The organism is Ectopseudomonas alcaliphila (assembly GCF_900101755.1).
Taxonomy (GTDB): Bacteria; Pseudomonadota; Gammaproteobacteria; order Pseudomonadales; family Pseudomonadaceae; genus Aquipseudomonas; species Aquipseudomonas alcaliphila.
This window is the reverse complement of record NZ_FNAE01000013.1, coordinates 1-15,911: the sequence shown is the minus strand read 5'-3', so window position 1 is coordinate 15,911 and position 15,911 is coordinate 1. Positions and strand designations below refer to the sequence as shown.

Below are 15,911 nucleotides of genomic sequence, written 5' to 3'. Positions count from 1 at the left end.
TTCGCCCGCCCCATGAAAAAACGGGCCACCAAGGCCCGCTTTCTGAGTACCTGCAACAGGATTCAGGCGACGATAATGAATCCCACGAAAGCCACTGCGGCAGCCACCAGCGTATAAGGCAGCTGAGTGATCGCATGGCTGATCAGGTTGCAGCCCGAGCCCTGTGCGGCCAGCACGGTGGAGTCGCTGTAGAAGCAAGCCTGACTGCCGAAGGCCGAGGCTGACATCAGCGCCCCGATCACCAGCGGAATGTCCGCGCCCAGCGCGTAGGCCAGAGGCATGACGATGGGAATGGTCACGGCGAAGATACCCCAGGACGAGCCGGTGGCGAACGACAGCACCGCCATGCACAGGAACACCATGGCCGGCAGCATCTGCGGCGTCATGTAGGGTTTGAGCGTCTCGACCACGTACTGCGGCAGCATCAGCTGATCGCAGACATCCTTGAAGACGAACGCTGCCACGCAGATGCCAATGGCCGGAAGCATCGTCTTGAAGCCATCGACCATCTGATCGAGCATCTCCGACAACGGCATCAGGCGCTGCACCAGATAGAACGGCAGGGTCAGCAGCATGGTGGCGATCATGCCCATCCACACGTCGATGTCGAAATACACGGTGAAGCCCACCAGCATGCCCAGCGGCACCAGGAAGTTGTAGAGCTTGCCGGTCTCCTTGTTGGCACCCTCGAACTCCTCCTCAAGCGACTTCATCGAGTAGTTGTGCTCGGGACTCAGCTCACCGACGTGCATGGCTCCGGCAGAGCCATGGCGCGCCTGCAGCTCGGCCTTACGCATTGGGCCAATATCCGGGAACAACCCGGCAGCCACCAACACCACCAGCAGCACCGCGGCCCAGGCGTAGAGCATGTAAGGAACGGCCTGGATATACACGTTGATGCCCTGGCCACTCTCGGCGATGCCGTTGTTCTCAAGCAGACCGCCGAAGAACACCGCCCAGGTCGACAGCGGAACCAGCACGCAGATCGGCGCAGCGGTGGAATCCACCACGTAAGCCAGCTTCTCGCGCGAAATCTTGAAACGGTCGGTGACGCGCTTCATGGTCTCGCCCACCGTCAGGGCATTGAGGTAGTCGTCAACGAAGATCACCACGCCGAGAACGAAGGTCATCAGTAGCGAAGAGCGACGTCCCTTGGCCAGCTTCAGGGCGCTGCGACCGAAGGCCAGGGCGCCACCGGTACGTACCAGCAGGGCGATCAGCGCGCCGAAGCTGCCGCACACCAGGATCAGCCAGCCGATGGTTTCGTCCTGCATCACCTTCAGTGAAATCTCGGCGAAACTACTCAACGCGTCCTGCGGCGAGAGCAGCAACAAACCGCTACAGGCACCGATCAGCAAGGCGAGTATTGGACGACGCAGCCAGATGGCAAGGGTCAGGACAACGGCAGGAGGGATAAGACTCAGAGCAGTAGGTTCGGACATGATCAGCAATTGTTCTTATTGAGGCCGGCGCAGCGGCGAAGCGGAGACTGCCGCACCTTACCCGAGGCCCGCGGCGCACACAATATCAAACACGACGTGCGGAAAATCATTCACATGGAACGTCCTCCGAATGGCCAGCAACAACGGCCGAACAGATCCAGAAGAACGTCAGGCAACAAAAAACCGGGCACTAGGCCCGGTTTCTTGTACAACCAGCAACTTACTCGGCAGCTTCGACCGAACCGCCGACCGGACGGTCGACCAGTTCAACGTAAGCCATCGGAGCGTTGTCACCAGCGCGGAAACCGCACTTGAGGATGCGCAGGTAGCCGCCGTTACGGGTGGCGTAGCGCTTGCCCAGATCGTTGAACAGCTTGCCGACGATGGCTTTCGAACGGGTACGGTCGAAGGCCAGACGACGGTTGGCAACGCTGTCTTCCTTGGCCAGGGTGATCAGCGGCTCGGCAACGCGACGCAGCTCCTTGGCTTTCGGCAGGGTAGTTTTGATCAGCTCGTGCTCGAACAGCGAGACCGCCATGTTCTGGAACATGGCCTTGCGGTGAGCGCTGGTGCGGCTGAGGTGACGGCCACTTTTACGATGACGCATGGTTCAATTCCTTACCAAACTTGTTCGTTCGGTGATGATGACGATCAGGCAGTGGCCTTATCGTCTTTCTTCAGACTTGCCGGCGGCCAGTTGTCGAGGCGCATACCGAGGGACAGACCGCGAGAAGCCAGAACATCCTTGATTTCGGTCAGGGATTTCTTGCCCAGGTTCGGGGTTTTGAGCAGCTCTACTTCGGTGCGCTGAATCAGGTCACCGATGTAGTAGATGTTCTCTGCCTTGAGGCAGTTGGCCGAACGTACGGTCAGTTCCAGGTCATCGACAGGACGCAGCAGGATCGGATCGATCTCGTCTTCCTGCTCGACCACCACTGGCTCACTGTCACCTTTGAGGTCGACGAACGCGGCCAGCTGCTGCTGCAGAATGGTCGCGGCACGACGGATAGCCTCTTCAGGGTCCAGAGTACCGTTGGTTTCCAGGTCGATAACCAGTTTGTCCAGGTTGGTGCGCTGCTCGACACGGGCGTTTTCCACCACGTAAGCAACCCGACGCACAGGGCTGAACGAAGCATCCAGCTGCAAGCGACCAATGCTGCGGCTTTCATCTTCGTCGCTCTGACGCGCGTCAGCCGGCTCATAGCCGCGACCACGAGCTACGGTGAGCTTCATGTTCAGCGCGCCATTGGAGGCCAGGTTGGCGATTACGTGGTCGCCATTGACGATTTCGACATCGTGATCCAGCTGAATATCGGCAGCGGTAACTACGCCCGGGCCCTTCTTAGCCAGAGTCAGGGTCACTTCGTCACGGCCGTGCAGCTTGATAGCCAGGCCTTTCAGGTTGAGCAGGATCTCGATTACATCTTCCTGCACACCTTCGATCGCGGAGTACTCATGGAGTACGCCATCGATCTCGGCCTCGACTACTGCACAGCCAGGCATGGAGGACAACAGGATGCGACGCAGCGCGTTGCCCAGGGTATGGCCAAAGCCACGCTCGAGAGGCTCGAGGGTGATCTTGGCGCGGGTCGGACTGACCTCCTGCACATCGATGTGACGGGGGGTCAGGAACTCATTTACCGAAATCTGCATGGATGCACCTATTTTCTAGCCCTTACTTGGAGTAGAGCTCGACAATCAGGCTCTCGTTGATGTCAGCGGACAGATCGCCACGAGCCGGTACGTTCTTGAACACACCAGACTTCTTCTCGGCGTCTACTTCTACCCACTCAACACGGCCACGCTGGGCGCAGAGCTCGAGAGCCTGAGCGATGCGCAGCTGATTGCGCGATTTCTCGCGAATAGCAACGACGTCGCCAGCCTTAACTTGGTAGGACGGTACGTTTACGGTCTGACCGTTGACGCTGATCGCTTTGTGCGAAACCAGCTGACGGGACTCGGCACGAGTAGCGCCAAAACCCATACGGTAAACCACGTTGTCCAGACGGCACTCCAGCAGTTGCAGCAGATTTTCGCCGGTGGCGCCTTTCTGGCTGGCAGCTTGCTTGTAGTAACCGCTGAATTGACGCTCCAGTACGCCGTAGATACGACGAACCTTTTGCTTCTCACGCAACTGGGTGCCGTAGTCGGACTGACGGCCACGGCGTTGGCCGTGGATACCCGGGGCTGCTTCGATGTTGCACTTAGATTCAAGCGCGCGAACACCACTCTTCAGAAAGAGATCGGTGCCTTCACGACGAGACAGTTTGCACTTGGGACCAATGTAACGAGCCATTTCTCACTGTCTCCTGATTACACGCGACGCTTCTTCGGCGGACGGCACCCGTTGTGCGGGATTGGCGTCACGTCGGTGATGCTGGCGATTTTGTAGCCGCAGGCGTTCAGAGCACGCACGGCGGATTCGCGACCTGGGCCTGGACCTTTGACGTTGACGTCGAGGTTCTTCAGACCGTATTCCAGTGCAGCCTGACCAGCGCGCTCGGCGGCGATCTGGGCAGCAAACGGAGTGGACTTACGCGAGCCGCGGAAACCCGAACCACCGGAGGTAGCCCAGGACAGGGCGTTACCCTGACGGTCGGTAATGGTCACGATAGTGTTGTTGAAAGACGCGTGGATGTGGGCGATGCCATCAACCACCGTCTTTTTGACTTTTTTACGAGTACGAGCAGCAGGTTTTGCCATGACTAAATTCCTGTCGATTCGCGAATGCGATTACTTGCGGATCGGCTTACGCGGGCCCTTACGGGTGCGAGCGTTGGTCTTGGTACGCTGACCGCGAACCGGCAGACCTTTACGATGACGCAGGCCACGGTAGCAACCCAGATCCATCAAGCGCTTGATCTTCATATTCACTTCACGACGCAGGTCGCCTTCGGTATTCACCTTGGCTACTTCGCCACGCAGCTGTTCGATCTGCTCGTCAGTCAGATCCTTGATTTTCGCAGCCGGATTTACACCGGTAGCGGCACAGATTTTCTGTGCAGTGGTGCGACCAACACCAAAGATGTAAGTCAGCGAGATAACAGTGTGCTTGTTATCCGGAATGTTAACGCCTGCAATACGGGCCATTCAGTGGAACTCCAATTGACAGCTACCTACGCCCCGGAAGCCAAGAAATAGGGCGCGAGATATTAACGCTGTAATAACAAATAATCAACCCGGCAGCGCACTAGCTGCCGGGCTTATCACGCGTGGTTCACACTCAGCCTTGGCGCTGCTTGTGACGCGGCTCTGCGCTGCAGATCACCCGCACGACACCTTCGCGACGGATAATTTTGCAGTTACGGCACAGCTTTTTCACCGATGCACGAACTTTCATTACCAACTCCTCGAACCTTACGGGTGGATCAGCGGAGCATGCCGCTGCCATAGCCCTTCAGGTTGGCTTTCTTCATCAGGGAATCGTACTGGTGAGACACGAGGTGCGATTGCACTTGGGACATGAAGTCCATTACAACCACGACCACGATCAGCAACGAGGTCCCGCCAAGGTAGAACGGAACGTTGGCTGCAACCACCAGGAACTGGGGCAGCAGGCACACGGCCGTCATGTACAGAGCACCGAACATGGTCAAGCGGGTCAGAACGCCATCGATATAGCGTGCAGACTGCTCGCCCGGACGGATGCCCGGAATAAAGGCACCGGACTTCTTCAGGTTTTCCGCTACGTCTTTCGGGTTGAACATCAGCGCTGTATAGAAGAAGCAGAAGAAAATGATCCCTGCACTAAACAGCAGAATGTTCAACGGCTGACCAGGAGCGATAGCCTGCGAAATGTCCTGCAGCCAGCCCAAACCCTCGGACTGACCAAACCAGGCACCCAGCGAGGCCGGGAACAGCAGAAGGCTGCTGGCGAAGATGGCCGGGATTACGCCCGCCATGTTCACCTTCAAAGGCAGATGGCTGGTCTGCGCAGCGAAGACCTTGCGGCCCTGCTGACGCTTGGCATAGTGCACCGCAATGCGACGCTGACCACGCTCAATGAACACCACGAAACCGATGATCGCTACTGCCAGCAGGCCGATGGCGATCAGAGCGAAGATGTTGATATCGCCCTGACGAGCAGACTCGAAAGACTGCCCGATCGCCGACGGCAGACCGGCCACGATGCCTGCAAAAATCAGCATCGAGATACCGTTGCCGACACCGCGCTCGGTGATTTGCTCGCCCAGCCACATCATGAACATCGCGCCCGCCACAAAAGTGGTGATCGCCACGAAGTGGAAGCCGAAATCGCCCGAGAACGCAACGCCCTGACTCGCCAGGCCAACGGACATACCGATGGCCTGAACGAACGCCAGGACGAGAGTGCCGTAGCGGGTGTACTGGCTAATCTTGCGACGGCCAGCTTCACCTTCCTTCTTCAACTGTTCCAGCTGCGGGCTGACGGCGGTCATCAGCTGCATGATGATCGATGCCGAAATGTACGGCATGATCCCCAGTGCAAAGATGCTCATCCGCTCCAGCGCGCCGCCGGAAAACATGTTGAACAAGCTAAGAATGGTCCCCTCATTCTGCCGGAACAGATCCGCCAGTCGGTCTGGGTTGATGCCAGGAACCGGGATGTGCGCACCTATCCGGTAGACGATGATCGCCAGGAACAGGAAGCGCAGACGAGCCCAGAGTTCGGACAACCCGCCACCTGCCAGCGCTGAGAGAGCACCTTGCTTAGCCATTTAGTCCTCGAACTTACCGCCAGCTGCTTCGATAGCCGCACGCGCACCTTTGGTGGCAGCGATACCTTTCAGGGTGACCGCACGGGTAACCTCACCGGACAGCATGACTTTCACACGCTGTACGTGATGGCCAACCAGATTGGCATCCTTCAGAGCCTGCAGAGTTACAACACCTTCTACCTTGTTCAGCTCGGAGGTACGCACTTCAGCGCGGTCCATAGCCTTCAGGGAGACGAAGCCGAACTTCGGCAGACGGCGGTGCAGCGGCTGCTGACCACCCTCGAAGCCCGGAGCGATGGAGCCACCGGAGCGGGAGGTTTGACCTTTGTGGCCACGGCCACCAGTCTTACCCAGACCGCTACCGATACCACGGCCCGGACGGTGCTTCTCGCGACGGGCACCCGGCGCGGAACGCAGATCGTTCAGTTGCATGATTAACCCTCCACCTTCAGCAGGTAGTAAGCCTTGTTGATCATGCCGCGGTTTTCCGGAGTATCCAGAACCTCTACGGTGTGACCGATACGACGCAGGCCAAGGCCCTTGACGCAAGCTTTGTGATTGGCCAGACGGCCATTGGTGCTCTTGATCAGAGTCACTTTGACGGTATTAGCCATGGTTAGAGAATCTCCTCGACGCTCTTGCCACGCTTGGCTGCAACGGAACCTGGAGACTGCATGGTCTTCAGACCCTTGAAAGTGGCATGAACCACGTTCACCGGGTTGGTCGAGCCGTAGCACTTGGCCAGAACGTTCTGCACACCAGCCACTTCCAGAACAGCGCGCATGGCGCCGCCGGCGATGATACCGGTACCTTCCGAAGCCGGCTGCATGAACACCTTGGAGGCGCCGTGAGCGGACTTGATCGGGTACTGCAGAGTGGTGCCGTTCAGATCAACTTGGATCATGTTACGACGAGCAGCTTCCATCGCTTTCTGGATAGCAGCCGGAACTTCGCGGGACTTGCCACGGCCGAAACCGACGCGACCCTTACCATCACCTACCACGGTCAGCGCGGTGAAAGTGAAGATACGGCCACCCTTTACGGTCTTGGCAACGCGGTTAACCTGAACCAGCTTCTCGATGTAGCCTTCGTCGCGCTTTTGGTCGTTATTTGCCATAACTTAGAACTCCAGCCCGCCTTCACGAGCAGCATCAGCCAGCGCCTTGACGCGGCCGTGGTACTTGAAGCCAGAACGGTCGAATGCCACCTGGGTCACACCAGCGGCTTTCGCACGCTCAGCAACCAGCGCACCAACTTTCTTGGCTGCGTCGACGTTGCCGGTGGCGCCATCACGCAGTGCTTTGTCCAAGGTAGAGGCGCTGGCCAGAACCTTGCTGCCGTCGGCCGAGATGACCTGGGCGTAGATGTGCTGCGAAGAGCGGTACACGCACAGACGCACGGCTTCGAGCTCGTGCATTTTGAGGCGTGCTTTGCGAGCGCGACGCAGACGAGTAACTTTTTTGTCGGTCATTTTTCAGCCCCTTACTTCTTCTTGGCTTCTTTACGACGGACAACTTCATCCGCGTAACGAACGCCTTTGCCCTTGTAGGGCTCAGGACGACGGAAGTCACGGATTTCCGCAGCCACCTGACCCACCAGTTGCTTGTCGATACCCTTGATCAGGATTTCGGTCTGGTTCGGGGTTTCAGCCACGACGCCTTCCGGCAGTTCGTAGTCGATCGGGTGGGAGAAGCCCAGTGCGAGGTTCAGCACCTGGCCTTTGGCTTGAGCTTTGTAGCCCACGCCGACCAGCTGCAGCTTACGCTCGAAGCCTTGGCTGACACCGATGACCATGTTGTTCACCAGGGCGCGAGTAGTACCGGCCATAGCGCGGTTCTGCTGATCGCCATTACGAGCGGCGAAACGCAGTTCGCTACCTTCCTGGATCACTTCAACGGACGAGTGAACGTTCAGTTCCAGAGCGCCCTTGGCACCCTTGACCGAGAGCTGCTGACCGGCGAGTTTGATCTCGACACCGGCAGGCAGCACAACGGGGTTCTTAGCAACGCGAGACATGCTTATCCCCCCCTTAGAAGACGGTGCAGAGCACTTCGCCGCCGACACCGGCAGCGCGCGCAGCGCGATCCGTCATCACACCTTTGTTGGTGGAGACGATGGAAACACCGAGACCGCCGCGAACCTTCGGCAGGTCATCGACGGATTTGTATTGACGAAGGCCAGGACGGCTCACGCGCTTGACTTCCTCGATGACCGGACGGCCTTCGAAGTACTTCAGCTCGATGGACAGTTGTGGCTTGGCTTCACCATTGACTTCATAACCCGCAATGTAACCTTCGTCTTTCAGAACTTTGGCTACTGCTACCTTCAGAGTGGAAGAAGGCATGCTTACGACGGACTTTTCAGCCATCTGGGCATTACGGATACGAGTTAGCATGTCCGCTAACGGGTCCTGCATACTCATGGGCTAGACGCTCCTGATACAAAAAGAACAGCCCGAAGGCTGTGGGATCATCCAAAAGCTCGGCATGGAAATACCAGGCTCAGGAGAGCCGGACATTCTAGAGACCGATCAAAAATGAAGCAAGCCCCAAAAGGGGCTTGTTCAATAAAAGGCAAAGCCGGCACAAGGCCGGCTTTGCTTACAGCTACGGCTGATTACCAGCTGGCTTTCACCAGGCCCGGTACGTCACCGCGCATGGCGGCTTCGCGCAGCTTGTTACGCGACAGACCGAACTTGCGGTAAACGCCGTGCGGACGGCCGGTGATGCGGCAGCGGTTACGCAGGCGCGAAGCGCTGGCGTCACGCGGCTGCTTCTGCAGTGCGACCTGGGCTTCCCAACGCGCTTCCGGACTGGTGTTCGGATTAGCGATGGTGGCTTTCAGCTCGGCACGCTTCTTGGCGTACTTGGCAACCGTTTGCTGACGCTTCAGCTCGCGGTTCTTCATGCTTGTCTTGGCCATTATCCAGACTCCGATCAGTTGCGGAACGGGAAGTTGAAAGCACGCAGCAGAGCGCGGCCTTCATCATCGTTACGGGCAGTGGTAGTCAGGGTGATGTCCAGACCACGCAGCGCATCGATTTTGTCGTAATCGATTTCCGGGAAGATGATCTGCTCTTTCACGCCCATGCTGTAGTTGCCACGACCATCGAAGGACTTGGCATTCAGGCCGCGGAAGTCACGCACGCGCGGCAGGGAGATGGACAGCAGACGATCCAGGAACTCGTACATACGCTCGCGACGCAGAGTGACCTTGACGCCAATCGGCCAACCTTCACGAACCTTGAAACCTGCGATCGACTTGCGGGCATGAGTCACAACGACTTTCTGACCGGTAATCTTCTCGAGGTCGGCAACAGCGTTTTCGATGATCTTCTTGTCACCGATCGCTTCGCCCAGGCCCATGTTCAGGGTGATCTTGGTGATGCGCGGAACTTCCATCACGTTCGCCAGCTTCAGTTCTTCCTTCAGCTTGGGCGCGATTTCCTTCCGGTAAATCTCTTTCAGTCGTGCCATGGTATTTACCTACGGATTCTCAAGCGCCAACCGGCTTCTGGGTGGACTTGAAGACACGAATTTTCTTGCCGTCTTCGGTCTTGAAGCCAACGCGGTCAGCCTTGTTGGTCTCAGAGTTGAAGATGGCAACGTTGGAAGCGTGCAGAGGCGCTTCTTTCTCGACGATACCGCCTTGAACGCCCGACATCGGGTTCGGCTTGGTATGACGCTTCACCAGGTTAATGCCACCGACGACCAGACGGTCGTCAGCGAGAACCTTGAGCACCTTACCGCGCTTACCTTTGTCTTTACCGGCGATCACGATGATCTCGTCGTCACGACGAATCTTTTGCATGTCGGATCTCCTTAAAGCACTTCAGGGGCGAGCGAGACGATCTTCATGAACTTCTCGGAACGCAGTTCACGGGTCACTGGCCCGAAGATACGGGTACCGATCGGCTCTTGCTTGTTGTTCAGCAGAACAGCAGCGTTGCCGTCGAAGCGGATGATCGAACCGTCGGCACGACGAACGCCGTGACGGGTACGAACAACCACTGCGGTCATGACCTGACCTTTCTTCACTTTGCCGCGCGGAATTGCTTCCTTGACGGTGACCTTGATGATGTCGCCGATGCCGGCGTAGCGACGATGAGAGCCGCCCAGCACCTTGATGCACATAACGCGACGTGCACCACTGTTGTCAGCAACATCGAGCATGGATTGAGTCTGAATCATAAAATTTCTCCGACCCCTAGCCCTTAGACGTCAACTGCGCGTTCGACGACTTCAACCAGAGCCCAGGACTTGGTCTTGGACTGCGGACGGGTTTCGCGAATGGAAACCTTGTCGCCGATCTTGCACTGGTTGGTTTCGTCGTGAGCGTGCAGTTTGGTCGAACGCTTGACGTATTTACCGTAGATCGGGTGCTTTACACGGCGCTCGATCAGAACGGTGATGGTCTTGTCCATCTTGTCGCTGACAACACGGCCGGTCAGCGTACGGACTGTTTTTTCGGCTTCAGCCATGATCACTTACCTGCCTGCTGGTTGAGCACAGTTTTCACACGAGCGATGTCGCGCTTAACTTGCGAGAGCAGGTGAGACTGCCCCAACTGGCCAGTTGCTTTCTGCATGCGCAGATTGAACTGGTCGCGCAGCAGACCGAGCAGTTGCTCGTTCAGTTGCTGTGCGGTTTTTTCACGAAGTTCGGTCGCTTTCATCACATCACCGTCCGCTTAACAAAGGTGGTGGCGAGCGGCAGCTTTGCAGCAGCCAGGGCGAAAGCCTCACGCGCCAGCTCTTCGGAAACGCCTTCGATCTCGTACAGGACCTTGCCTGGCTGGATCTGGGCTACCCAGTATTCGACGCCACCCTTACCTTTACCCATCCGCACTTCGAGAGGCTTCTTGGTAACCGGCTTGTCCGGGAATACGCGAATCCAGATCTTGCCGCCACGTTTTACGTGACGAGTCAGAGCACGACGAGCGGACTCGATCTGGCGGGCGGTGAGACGACCGCGGGCGACAGACTTCAGCGCGAACTCGCCGAAGCTGACCTTGCTACCGCGCTGAGCCAGACCACGGTTGTGGCCGGTCATCTGCTTGCGGAACTTCGTACGCTTTGGTTGCAACATGATGCGTACTCCTTATTTCTTAGCAGCTTTACGAGGAGCGGGCGCTTGCGGCTTCAGCTCTTCAGTGCGGCCACCAATGACCTCACCCTTGAAGATCCAAACCTTGACGCCGATCACACCGTAAGTGGTGTGCGCTTCGTAGGTGGCGTAATCGATATCTGCACGCAGGGTGTGCAGGGGCACACGACCTTCGCGATACCACTCGGTACGGGCGATTTCAGCGCCACCAAGACGACCACTCACCTGGATCTTGATGCCCTTGGCACCAATACGCATGGCGTTCTGTACGGCGCGCTTCATGGCGCGACGGAACATTACGCGGCGCTCCAGCTGCTGAGCTACGCTCTGTGCAACCAGCATACCGTCGAGCTCCGGCTTGCGGATCTCTTCGATGTTGATGTGCACCGGCACACCCATTTGCTTGGTCAGGTCCTGACGCAGCTTCTCAACATCTTCACCTTTCTTGCCGATCACGATGCCGGGACGAGCGGTGTGGATGGTGATGCGTGCGGTTTGAGCCGGGCGAGCGATGTCGATACGGCTAACGGACGCGCTTTTTAGTTTGTCTTGCAGGTATGCACGAACCTTCAGGTCGGCGTTCAGGTAGTCGGCGTAAGTGCGACCATCTGCATACCAAACCGAAGTGTGATCCTTGACGATTCCCAGGCGGATGCCAACGGGATGTACTTTCTGACCCATCTGATCGACTCCGTTACTTGTCCGCAACCTTGACAGTGATATGGCAAGACCGCTTGACGATGCGATCAGCACGGCCTTTGGCACGCGGCATGATGCGCTTAAGCGAACGCCCTTCGTTGACGAAAACGGTGCTGACCTTCAGGTCATCAACGTCTGCGCCTTCGTTGTGCTCGGCGTTGGCAACGGCCGACTCCAGCACTTTCTTCATGATCTCGGCGGCTTTCTTGCTGCTGAAAGCCAGCAGGTTGAGCGCTTCGCCCACCTTCTTCCCGCGGATCTGGTCGGCGACCAGGCGAGCTTTCTGGGCGGAGATGCGAGCGCCCGACAACTTAGCGGCTACTTCCATTTCCAAACCCCTTAACGCTTGCCTTTCTTGTCGGCAACGTGACCACGATAGGTACGCGTGCCGGCAAATTCGCCCAGTTTGTGGCCGACCATGTCTTCGTTCACGAGGACCGGGACATGTTGACGACCGTTATGCACAGCGATGGTCAGACCGACCATCTGCGGCAGGATCATGGAACGACGCGACCAGGTCTTAACCGGTTTGCGCTCGCCCTTTTCCACCGCCGCTTCGACCTTCTTCAGTAGGTGAAGATCGATAAAAGGACCTTTTTTCAGAGAACGTGGCACTGTCGTATCCCTCTATTTACTTGCGACGACGGACGATCATGTTGTCGGTGCGCTTGTTAGCACGGGTTTTCGCGCCCTTGGTCGGGAAGCCCCATGGCGACACCGGATGACGACCACCGGAGGTACGACCCTCACCACCACCGTGCGGGTGATCAACCGGGTTCATGGCAACACCACGAACAGTCGGACGAACACCGCGCCAGCGCTTGGCACCGGCCTTACCCAGCGAACGCAGGCTGTGCTCGGAGTTCGAGACTTCGCCCAGGGTCGCACGGCACTCGGAAAGGACTTTGCGCATTTCGCCGGAGCGCAGACGCAGAGTCACATAGGCACCTTCACGAGCGATCAGCTGAGCGGAAGCACCAGCGGAACGAGCGATCTGAGCACCTTTACCCGGCTTCAGCTCGATACCGTGAACGGTCGAACCTACCGGAATGTTACGCAGCTGCAGGCTGTTGCCCGGCTTGATCGGAGCCATGATGCCCGCAATCAGCTGGTCGCCAGCAGAAACGCCCTTCGGAGCGATGATGTAGCGACGTTCGCCGTCAGCGTATTTCAGCAGAGCGATGTGAGCAGTACGGTTCGGATCGTATTCCACGCGCTCGACGGTGGCAGGAATGCCATCCTTGTCGCTGCGACGGAAGTCGACCAGACGGTAATGCTGCTTATGACCACCACCGATATGACGGGTGGTAATACGGCCATTGTTGTTACGACCACCGGACTTCGACTTCTTCTCGAGCAGCGGAGCGTACGGAGCGCCTTTGTGCAGCTCCTGATTGACCACCTTGACCACAAAACGGCGGCCAGCGGAAGTCGGTTTGCATTTAACGATTGCCATGATGCACCCCTTCCTTACTCAGCACTGCTGGTGAAATCGAGTTCTTGGCCCGGCTGAAGGGAGATAACTGCCTTCTTCCAGTCGTTACGCTTGCCCAGACCGCGAGCGGTGCGCTTGCTCTTACCCAGAACGTTCTGAGTAGTAACGCGCTCAACCTTCACGCCGAACAGGCCTTCGACAGCCTTCTTGATTTCCAGCTTGGTCGCATCGGTAGCGACTTTGAAAACGAACTGACCTTGCTTGTCAGCCAGAACCGTGGCCTTCTCGGAGATGTGCGGGCCAAGCAGCACTTTGAATACGCGTTCCTGGTTCATCCCAGCAGCTCCTCGAATTTCTTCACGGCCGAAACGGTGACCAGCACCTTCTCGTACGCGATCAGGCTGACCGGATCGGAACCCTGAACGTCACGTACATCAACGTGCGGCAGGTTGCGGGCAGCCAGGTACAGGTTCTCATCGACAGCGTCGGATACGATCAGCACGTCGGTCAGGCCCAGGCCATTGAGTTTGGCCAGCAGGGTCTTGGTCTTCGGCGCGTCAACGGCGAAGTCTTCGACCACGACCAGACGGTCGGTACGAACCAGCTCAGCAAGGATGGAGCGCAGAGCTGCGCGGTACATCTTCTTGTTCAGCTTTTGATCATGGTTGCGGGTGGACGCAGCAAAGGTCACACCACCGCCACGCCAGATCGGACCACGAGTGGTACCAGCACGAGCACGACCAGTGCCCTTCTGACGCCAGGGGCGCTTACCGCCACCGGAAACGTCGGAACGGGACTTCTGACCCTTGGTGCCCTGACGGCCGCCAGCCATGTAGGCCACGACTGCTTGGTGAACCAGTGTCTCGTTGAACTCGCCACCGAAGGTCGCTTCCGACACTTCAATCGCCTGAGCGCCATTTACATTCAATTGCATCTCAGATTCTCCCCTTACGCCTTGGCAGCCGGACGAACGATAACGTCGCCGCCAGTAGCGCCAGGAACGGCACCCTTGACCAGCAGCAGATTACGCTCGGCGTCTACGCGTACGACTTCCAGGGACTGCACGGTAACGCGCTCAGCACCCATGTGGCCGGACATCTTCTTGCCCTTGAATACGCGACCCGGGGTCTGGCACTGGCCAATGGAACCCGGAACACGGTGGGACACGGAGTTGCCGTGAGTGTTGTCCTGGCCGCGGAAGTTCCAACGCTTGATGGTACCGGCGAAGCCTTTACCTTTGGACTGACCGGTCACATCGACCAGTTGACCAGCTTGGAAAATTTCAGCGTTGATCAGATCGCCAGCCTGGTAGTCGCCTTCTTCAAGACGGAATTCCAGAACGGTGCGACCTGCCGCGACGTTCGCCTTGGCGAAGTGGCCAGCTTGAGCTGCTGTGACACGCGAAGCACGACGCTCACCGACAGTGACTTGCACTGCGCGATAGCCATCGGATTCTTCGGTTTTAAACTGGGTGACGCGATTCGGCTCGATCTCAATGACCGTAACCGGAATGGAGACACCTTCTTCGGTGAAAATACGGGTCATACCCGCTTTACGACCGACTACACCAATAGTCATGTTGTAAACCTCATGAGTGTACGGGGCTTTCACCCGCTATGGCCGCCCATTTCAGAGCGTTACACGACTAAAACCGCCAGGTTTTAGCCGAGGCTGATCTGCACTTCCACGCCTGCCGCAAGGTCAAGCTTCATCAGCGCGTCAACGGTTTTATCCGTCGGCTGGACGATGTCCAGAACACGCTTATGAGTGCGGATTTCGTACTGATCACGCGCGTCTTTGTTGACGTGCGGGGAGACCAGAACGGTATACCGCTCCTTACGAGTAGGCAGAGGAATCGGACCACGCACCTGAGCACCAGTACGTTTCGCGGTTTCCACGATTTCCTGGGTAGATTGATCGATCAGGCGATGGTCAAAAGCCTTCAACCGAATACGGATTTGTTGGTTTTGCATTTTGACCTCAGATTCCAAGCTGCTAATCCCCACAGACGGACTACGCCCGCTCGAGGGAGGCGCAATTGTACGGATGCCCCCCAGGGGTGTCAACTTTTAACCAGTTCAAAAGAAAAGGGCCCCGAAGGGCCCTTTTCTATACCGCGGATCGTTGATTACTCGACGATCTTGGCAACCACGCCAGCACCAACGGTACGGCCGCCTTCGCGAATCGCGAAACGCAGACCATCTTCCATGGCGATCGGCTTGATCAGGGTGACAACCATTTTGATGTTGTCGCCCGGCATTACCATCTCAACGCCTTCTGGCAGTTCGCACGAACCGGTCACGTCAGTGGTACGGAAGTAGAACTGCGGACGGTAGCCCTTGAAGAACGGGGTGTGACGACCACCTTCTTCCTTGGACAGAACGTACACTTCAGCTTCGAACTTGGTGTGCGGCTTGATGGTGCCCGGCTTGGCCAGAACCTGACCACGCTCGACTTCATCACGCTTGGTGCCGCGCAGCAGCACGCCGCAGTTCTCACCAGCACGACCTTCGTCCAGCAGCTTGCGGAACAT

30 protein-coding genes are annotated in these 15,911 nt (G+C 57.6%); all 30 read right to left on the bottom strand.

The window, feature by feature from the left end; all coding sequences use genetic code 11:
• Positions 1–62: 62 nt before the first annotated feature.
• Positions 63–1,442 carry a Na+/H+ antiporter NhaC family protein gene (locus tag BLR77_RS23760; protein ID WP_074682546.1) on the bottom strand — a complete coding sequence of 460 codons (1,380 nt, stop codon included), beginning with the start codon at positions 1,440–1,442 and terminating at the stop codon, positions 63–65.
• A 220-nt stretch (positions 1,443–1,662) separates the two neighbouring features.
• On the bottom strand, positions 1,663–2,049 hold the full coding sequence (gene rplQ / locus BLR77_RS23755; protein WP_003243945.1) for a 50S ribosomal protein L17: 387 nt from the start codon (positions 2,047–2,049) through the stop codon (positions 1,663–1,665).
• Between the two features lie 44 nt (positions 2,050–2,093).
• Positions 2,094–3,095 (bottom strand): DNA-directed RNA polymerase subunit alpha, encoded by a 1,002-nt coding sequence (locus BLR77_RS23750; RefSeq protein ID WP_003463273.1) that lies wholly within the window; start codon positions 3,093–3,095, stop codon positions 2,094–2,096.
• A gap of 22 nt (positions 3,096–3,117) precedes the next feature.
• Complete coding sequence (gene rpsD / locus BLR77_RS23745; protein ID WP_074682440.1) at positions 3,118–3,738, bottom strand: 30S ribosomal protein S4; 621 nt, start codon at positions 3,736–3,738, stop codon at positions 3,118–3,120.
• 17 nt (positions 3,739–3,755) lie between these two features.
• Positions 3,756–4,145: a 30S ribosomal protein S11 gene (gene rpsK, locus BLR77_RS23740; protein ID WP_003243933.1), complete on the bottom strand. Its 390-nt coding sequence runs from the start codon at positions 4,143–4,145 to the stop codon at positions 3,756–3,758.
• A 30-nt stretch (positions 4,146–4,175) separates the two neighbouring features.
• The gene (gene rpsM / locus BLR77_RS23735) at positions 4,176–4,532 is read right to left on the bottom strand and encodes a 30S ribosomal protein S13 (protein WP_003463275.1); all 357 of its coding nucleotides are present in this window, start codon (positions 4,530–4,532) and stop codon (positions 4,176–4,178) included.
• Positions 4,533–4,665: 133 nt separating this feature from the next.
• A complete protein-coding gene (gene rpmJ, locus BLR77_RS23730) occupies positions 4,666–4,782 on the bottom strand; it encodes a 50S ribosomal protein L36 (protein ID WP_002555468.1) in 117 nt (38 codons plus the stop codon).
• A gap of 28 nt (positions 4,783–4,810) precedes the next feature.
• Positions 4,811–6,139, bottom strand: a complete 1,329-nt coding sequence (gene secY, locus BLR77_RS23725; protein ID WP_017675609.1) for a preprotein translocase subunit SecY — start codon at positions 6,137–6,139, stop codon at positions 4,811–4,813.
• Complete coding sequence (rplO, locus tag BLR77_RS23720; RefSeq protein ID WP_017675610.1) at positions 6,140–6,571, bottom strand: 50S ribosomal protein L15; 432 nt, start codon at positions 6,569–6,571, stop codon at positions 6,140–6,142.
• Positions 6,572–6,573: 2 nt separating this feature from the next.
• Entirely contained in the window at positions 6,574–6,753 is a 180-nt protein-coding gene (gene rpmD, locus BLR77_RS23715) for a 50S ribosomal protein L30 (RefSeq protein WP_003243922.1), read from the bottom strand.
• 2 nt (positions 6,754–6,755) lie between these two features.
• Entirely contained in the window at positions 6,756–7,256 is a 501-nt protein-coding gene (rpsE, locus tag BLR77_RS23710; protein WP_017675611.1) for a 30S ribosomal protein S5, read from the bottom strand.
• Between the two features lie 3 nt (positions 7,257–7,259).
• The gene (rplR, locus tag BLR77_RS23705) at positions 7,260–7,610 is read right to left on the bottom strand and encodes a 50S ribosomal protein L18 (RefSeq protein ID WP_017675612.1); all 351 of its coding nucleotides are present in this window, start codon (positions 7,608–7,610) and stop codon (positions 7,260–7,262) included.
• 11 nt (positions 7,611–7,621) lie between these two features.
• Entirely contained in the window at positions 7,622–8,155 is a 534-nt protein-coding gene (rplF, locus tag BLR77_RS23700) for a 50S ribosomal protein L6 (RefSeq protein ID WP_017675613.1), read from the bottom strand.
• A gap of 13 nt (positions 8,156–8,168) precedes the next feature.
• Positions 8,169–8,561, bottom strand: a complete 393-nt coding sequence (gene rpsH / locus BLR77_RS23695; protein ID WP_003243915.1) for a 30S ribosomal protein S8 — start codon at positions 8,559–8,561, stop codon at positions 8,169–8,171.
• Between the two features lie 194 nt (positions 8,562–8,755).
• The gene (rpsN, locus tag BLR77_RS23690) at positions 8,756–9,061 is read right to left on the bottom strand and encodes a 30S ribosomal protein S14 (RefSeq protein WP_003463288.1); all 306 of its coding nucleotides are present in this window, start codon (positions 9,059–9,061) and stop codon (positions 8,756–8,758) included.
• Between the two features lie 14 nt (positions 9,062–9,075).
• The gene (rplE, locus tag BLR77_RS23685; protein ID WP_017675614.1) at positions 9,076–9,615 is read right to left on the bottom strand and encodes a 50S ribosomal protein L5; all 540 of its coding nucleotides are present in this window, start codon (positions 9,613–9,615) and stop codon (positions 9,076–9,078) included.
• 19 nt (positions 9,616–9,634) lie between these two features.
• The gene (gene rplX, locus BLR77_RS23680; RefSeq protein ID WP_017675615.1) at positions 9,635–9,949 is read right to left on the bottom strand and encodes a 50S ribosomal protein L24; all 315 of its coding nucleotides are present in this window, start codon (positions 9,947–9,949) and stop codon (positions 9,635–9,637) included.
• 11 nt (positions 9,950–9,960) lie between these two features.
• A complete protein-coding gene (rplN, locus tag BLR77_RS23675) occupies positions 9,961–10,329 on the bottom strand; it encodes a 50S ribosomal protein L14 (protein WP_003243907.1) in 369 nt (122 codons plus the stop codon).
• 23 nt (positions 10,330–10,352) lie between these two features.
• Positions 10,353–10,619 carry a 30S ribosomal protein S17 gene (gene rpsQ / locus BLR77_RS23670; RefSeq protein ID WP_026088453.1) on the bottom strand — a complete coding sequence of 89 codons (267 nt, stop codon included), beginning with the start codon at positions 10,617–10,619 and terminating at the stop codon, positions 10,353–10,355.
• 2 nt (positions 10,620–10,621) lie between these two features.
• Positions 10,622–10,813 (bottom strand): 50S ribosomal protein L29, encoded by a 192-nt coding sequence (gene rpmC, locus BLR77_RS23665; RefSeq protein ID WP_003463299.1) that lies wholly within the window; start codon positions 10,811–10,813, stop codon positions 10,622–10,624.
• Positions 10,813–11,226 carry a 50S ribosomal protein L16 gene (gene rplP, locus BLR77_RS23660; protein ID WP_003243901.1) on the bottom strand — a complete coding sequence of 138 codons (414 nt, stop codon included), beginning with the start codon at positions 11,224–11,226 and terminating at the stop codon, positions 10,813–10,815. The genes rpmC and rplP overlap by 1 nt, the downstream gene beginning before the upstream one ends.
• Before the next feature lie 12 nt (positions 11,227–11,238).
• A complete protein-coding gene (gene rpsC / locus BLR77_RS23655) occupies positions 11,239–11,925 on the bottom strand; it encodes a 30S ribosomal protein S3 (protein ID WP_017675617.1) in 687 nt (228 codons plus the stop codon).
• Positions 11,926–11,938: 13 nt separating this feature from the next.
• A complete protein-coding gene (gene rplV, locus BLR77_RS23650) occupies positions 11,939–12,271 on the bottom strand; it encodes a 50S ribosomal protein L22 (RefSeq protein WP_003103908.1) in 333 nt (110 codons plus the stop codon).
• Between the two features lie 11 nt (positions 12,272–12,282).
• Positions 12,283–12,558, bottom strand: a complete 276-nt coding sequence (gene rpsS / locus BLR77_RS23645; protein ID WP_003463302.1) for a 30S ribosomal protein S19 — start codon at positions 12,556–12,558, stop codon at positions 12,283–12,285.
• Positions 12,559–12,574: 16 nt separating this feature from the next.
• Positions 12,575–13,399 carry a 50S ribosomal protein L2 gene (gene rplB / locus BLR77_RS23640; protein ID WP_074682438.1) on the bottom strand — a complete coding sequence of 275 codons (825 nt, stop codon included), beginning with the start codon at positions 13,397–13,399 and terminating at the stop codon, positions 12,575–12,577.
• A 14-nt stretch (positions 13,400–13,413) separates the two neighbouring features.
• Complete coding sequence (rplW, locus tag BLR77_RS23635) at positions 13,414–13,713, bottom strand: 50S ribosomal protein L23 (RefSeq protein WP_003463306.1); 300 nt, start codon at positions 13,711–13,713, stop codon at positions 13,414–13,416.
• Entirely contained in the window at positions 13,710–14,312 is a 603-nt protein-coding gene (rplD, locus tag BLR77_RS23630) for a 50S ribosomal protein L4 (protein WP_036999711.1), read from the bottom strand. Before rplD ends, rplW begins: the two co-directional genes overlap by 4 nt.
• A gap of 14 nt (positions 14,313–14,326) precedes the next feature.
• Positions 14,327–14,956: a 50S ribosomal protein L3 gene (gene rplC, locus BLR77_RS23625; RefSeq protein WP_017675621.1), complete on the bottom strand. Its 630-nt coding sequence runs from the start codon at positions 14,954–14,956 to the stop codon at positions 14,327–14,329.
• A gap of 83 nt (positions 14,957–15,039) precedes the next feature.
• A complete protein-coding gene (gene rpsJ, locus BLR77_RS23620; RefSeq protein WP_003463313.1) occupies positions 15,040–15,351 on the bottom strand; it encodes a 30S ribosomal protein S10 in 312 nt (103 codons plus the stop codon).
• A gap of 155 nt (positions 15,352–15,506) precedes the next feature.
• The coding region (locus BLR77_RS23615; protein ID WP_074682436.1) for an EF-Tu C-terminal domain-related protein at positions 15,507–15,911 on the bottom strand (405 nt) is incomplete at its 5' end.

Bases quoted from the DNA above. Each gene is read 5' to 3' on its own strand.
- BLR77_RS23760 (WP_074682546.1), bottom strand. From the start codon at position 1,442: ATGTCCGAACCTACTGCTCTGAGTCTTATCCCTCCTGCCGTTGTCCTG.
- rplQ (WP_003243945.1), bottom strand. From the start codon at position 2,049: ATGCGTCATCGTAAAAGTGGCCGTCACCTCAGCCGCACCAGCGCTCAC.
- BLR77_RS23750 (WP_003463273.1), bottom strand. From the start codon at position 3,095: ATGCAGATTTCGGTAAATGAGTTCCTGACCCCCCGTCACATCGATGTG.
- rpsD (WP_074682440.1), bottom strand. From the start codon at position 3,738: ATGGCTCGTTACATTGGTCCCAAGTGCAAACTGTCTCGTCGTGAAGGC.
- rpsK (WP_003243933.1), bottom strand. From the start codon at position 4,145: ATGGCAAAACCTGCTGCTCGTACTCGTAAAAAAGTCAAAAAGACGGTG.
- rpsM (WP_003463275.1), bottom strand. From the start codon at position 4,532: ATGGCCCGTATTGCAGGCGTTAACATTCCGGATAACAAGCACACTGTT.
- rpmJ (WP_002555468.1), bottom strand. From the start codon at position 4,782: ATGAAAGTTCGTGCATCGGTGAAAAAGCTGTGCCGTAACTGCAAAATT.
- secY (WP_017675609.1), bottom strand. From the start codon at position 6,139: ATGGCTAAGCAAGGTGCTCTCTCAGCGCTGGCAGGTGGCGGGTTGTCC.
- rplO (WP_017675610.1), bottom strand. From the start codon at position 6,571: ATGCAACTGAACGATCTGCGTTCCGCGCCGGGTGCCCGTCGCGAGAAG.
- rpmD (WP_003243922.1), bottom strand. From the start codon at position 6,753: ATGGCTAATACCGTCAAAGTGACTCTGATCAAGAGCACCAATGGCCGT.
- rpsE (WP_017675611.1), bottom strand. From the start codon at position 7,256: ATGGCAAATAACGACCAAAAGCGCGACGAAGGCTACATCGAGAAGCTG.
- rplR (WP_017675612.1), bottom strand. From the start codon at position 7,610: ATGACCGACAAAAAAGTTACTCGTCTGCGTCGCGCTCGCAAAGCACGC.
- rplF (WP_017675613.1), bottom strand. From the start codon at position 8,155: ATGTCTCGCGTTGCTAAGAACCCCGTTGTGCTGCCTGCCGGTGTCGAG.
- rpsH (WP_003243915.1), bottom strand. From the start codon at position 8,561: ATGAGTATGCAGGACCCGTTAGCGGACATGCTAACTCGTATCCGTAAT.
- rpsN (WP_003463288.1), bottom strand. From the start codon at position 9,061: ATGGCCAAGACAAGCATGAAGAACCGCGAGCTGAAGCGTCAGCAAACG.
- rplE (WP_017675614.1), bottom strand. From the start codon at position 9,615: ATGGCACGACTGAAAGAGATTTACCGGAAGGAAATCGCGCCCAAGCTG.
- rplX (WP_017675615.1), bottom strand. From the start codon at position 9,949: ATGCAAAAGATTCGTCGTGACGACGAGATCATCGTGATCGCCGGTAAA.
- rplN (WP_003243907.1), bottom strand. From the start codon at position 10,329: ATGATTCAGACTCAATCCATGCTCGATGTTGCTGACAACAGTGGTGCA.
- rpsQ (WP_026088453.1), bottom strand. From the start codon at position 10,619: ATGGCTGAAGCCGAAAAAACAGTCCGTACGCTGACCGGCCGTGTTGTC.
- rpmC (WP_003463299.1), bottom strand. From the start codon at position 10,813: ATGAAAGCGACCGAACTTCGTGAAAAAACCGCACAGCAACTGAACGAG.
- rplP (WP_003243901.1), bottom strand. From the start codon at position 11,226: ATGTTGCAACCAAAGCGTACGAAGTTCCGCAAGCAGATGACCGGCCAC.
- rpsC (WP_017675617.1), bottom strand. From the start codon at position 11,925: ATGGGTCAGAAAGTACATCCCGTTGGCATCCGCCTGGGAATCGTCAAG.
- rplV (WP_003103908.1), bottom strand. From the start codon at position 12,271: ATGGAAGTAGCCGCTAAGTTGTCGGGCGCTCGCATCTCCGCCCAGAAA.
- rplB (WP_074682438.1), bottom strand. From the start codon at position 13,399: ATGGCAATCGTTAAATGCAAACCGACTTCCGCTGGCCGCCGTTTTGTG.
- rplW (WP_003463306.1), bottom strand. From the start codon at position 13,713: ATGAACCAGGAACGCGTATTCAAAGTGCTGCTTGGCCCGCACATCTCC.
- rplD (WP_036999711.1), bottom strand. From the start codon at position 14,312: ATGCAATTGAATGTAAATGGCGCTCAGGCGATTGAAGTGTCGGAAGCG.
- rplC (WP_017675621.1), bottom strand. From the start codon at position 14,956: ATGACTATTGGTGTAGTCGGTCGTAAAGCGGGTATGACCCGTATTTTC.
- rpsJ (WP_003463313.1), bottom strand. From the start codon at position 15,351: ATGCAAAACCAACAAATCCGTATTCGGTTGAAGGCTTTTGACCATCGC.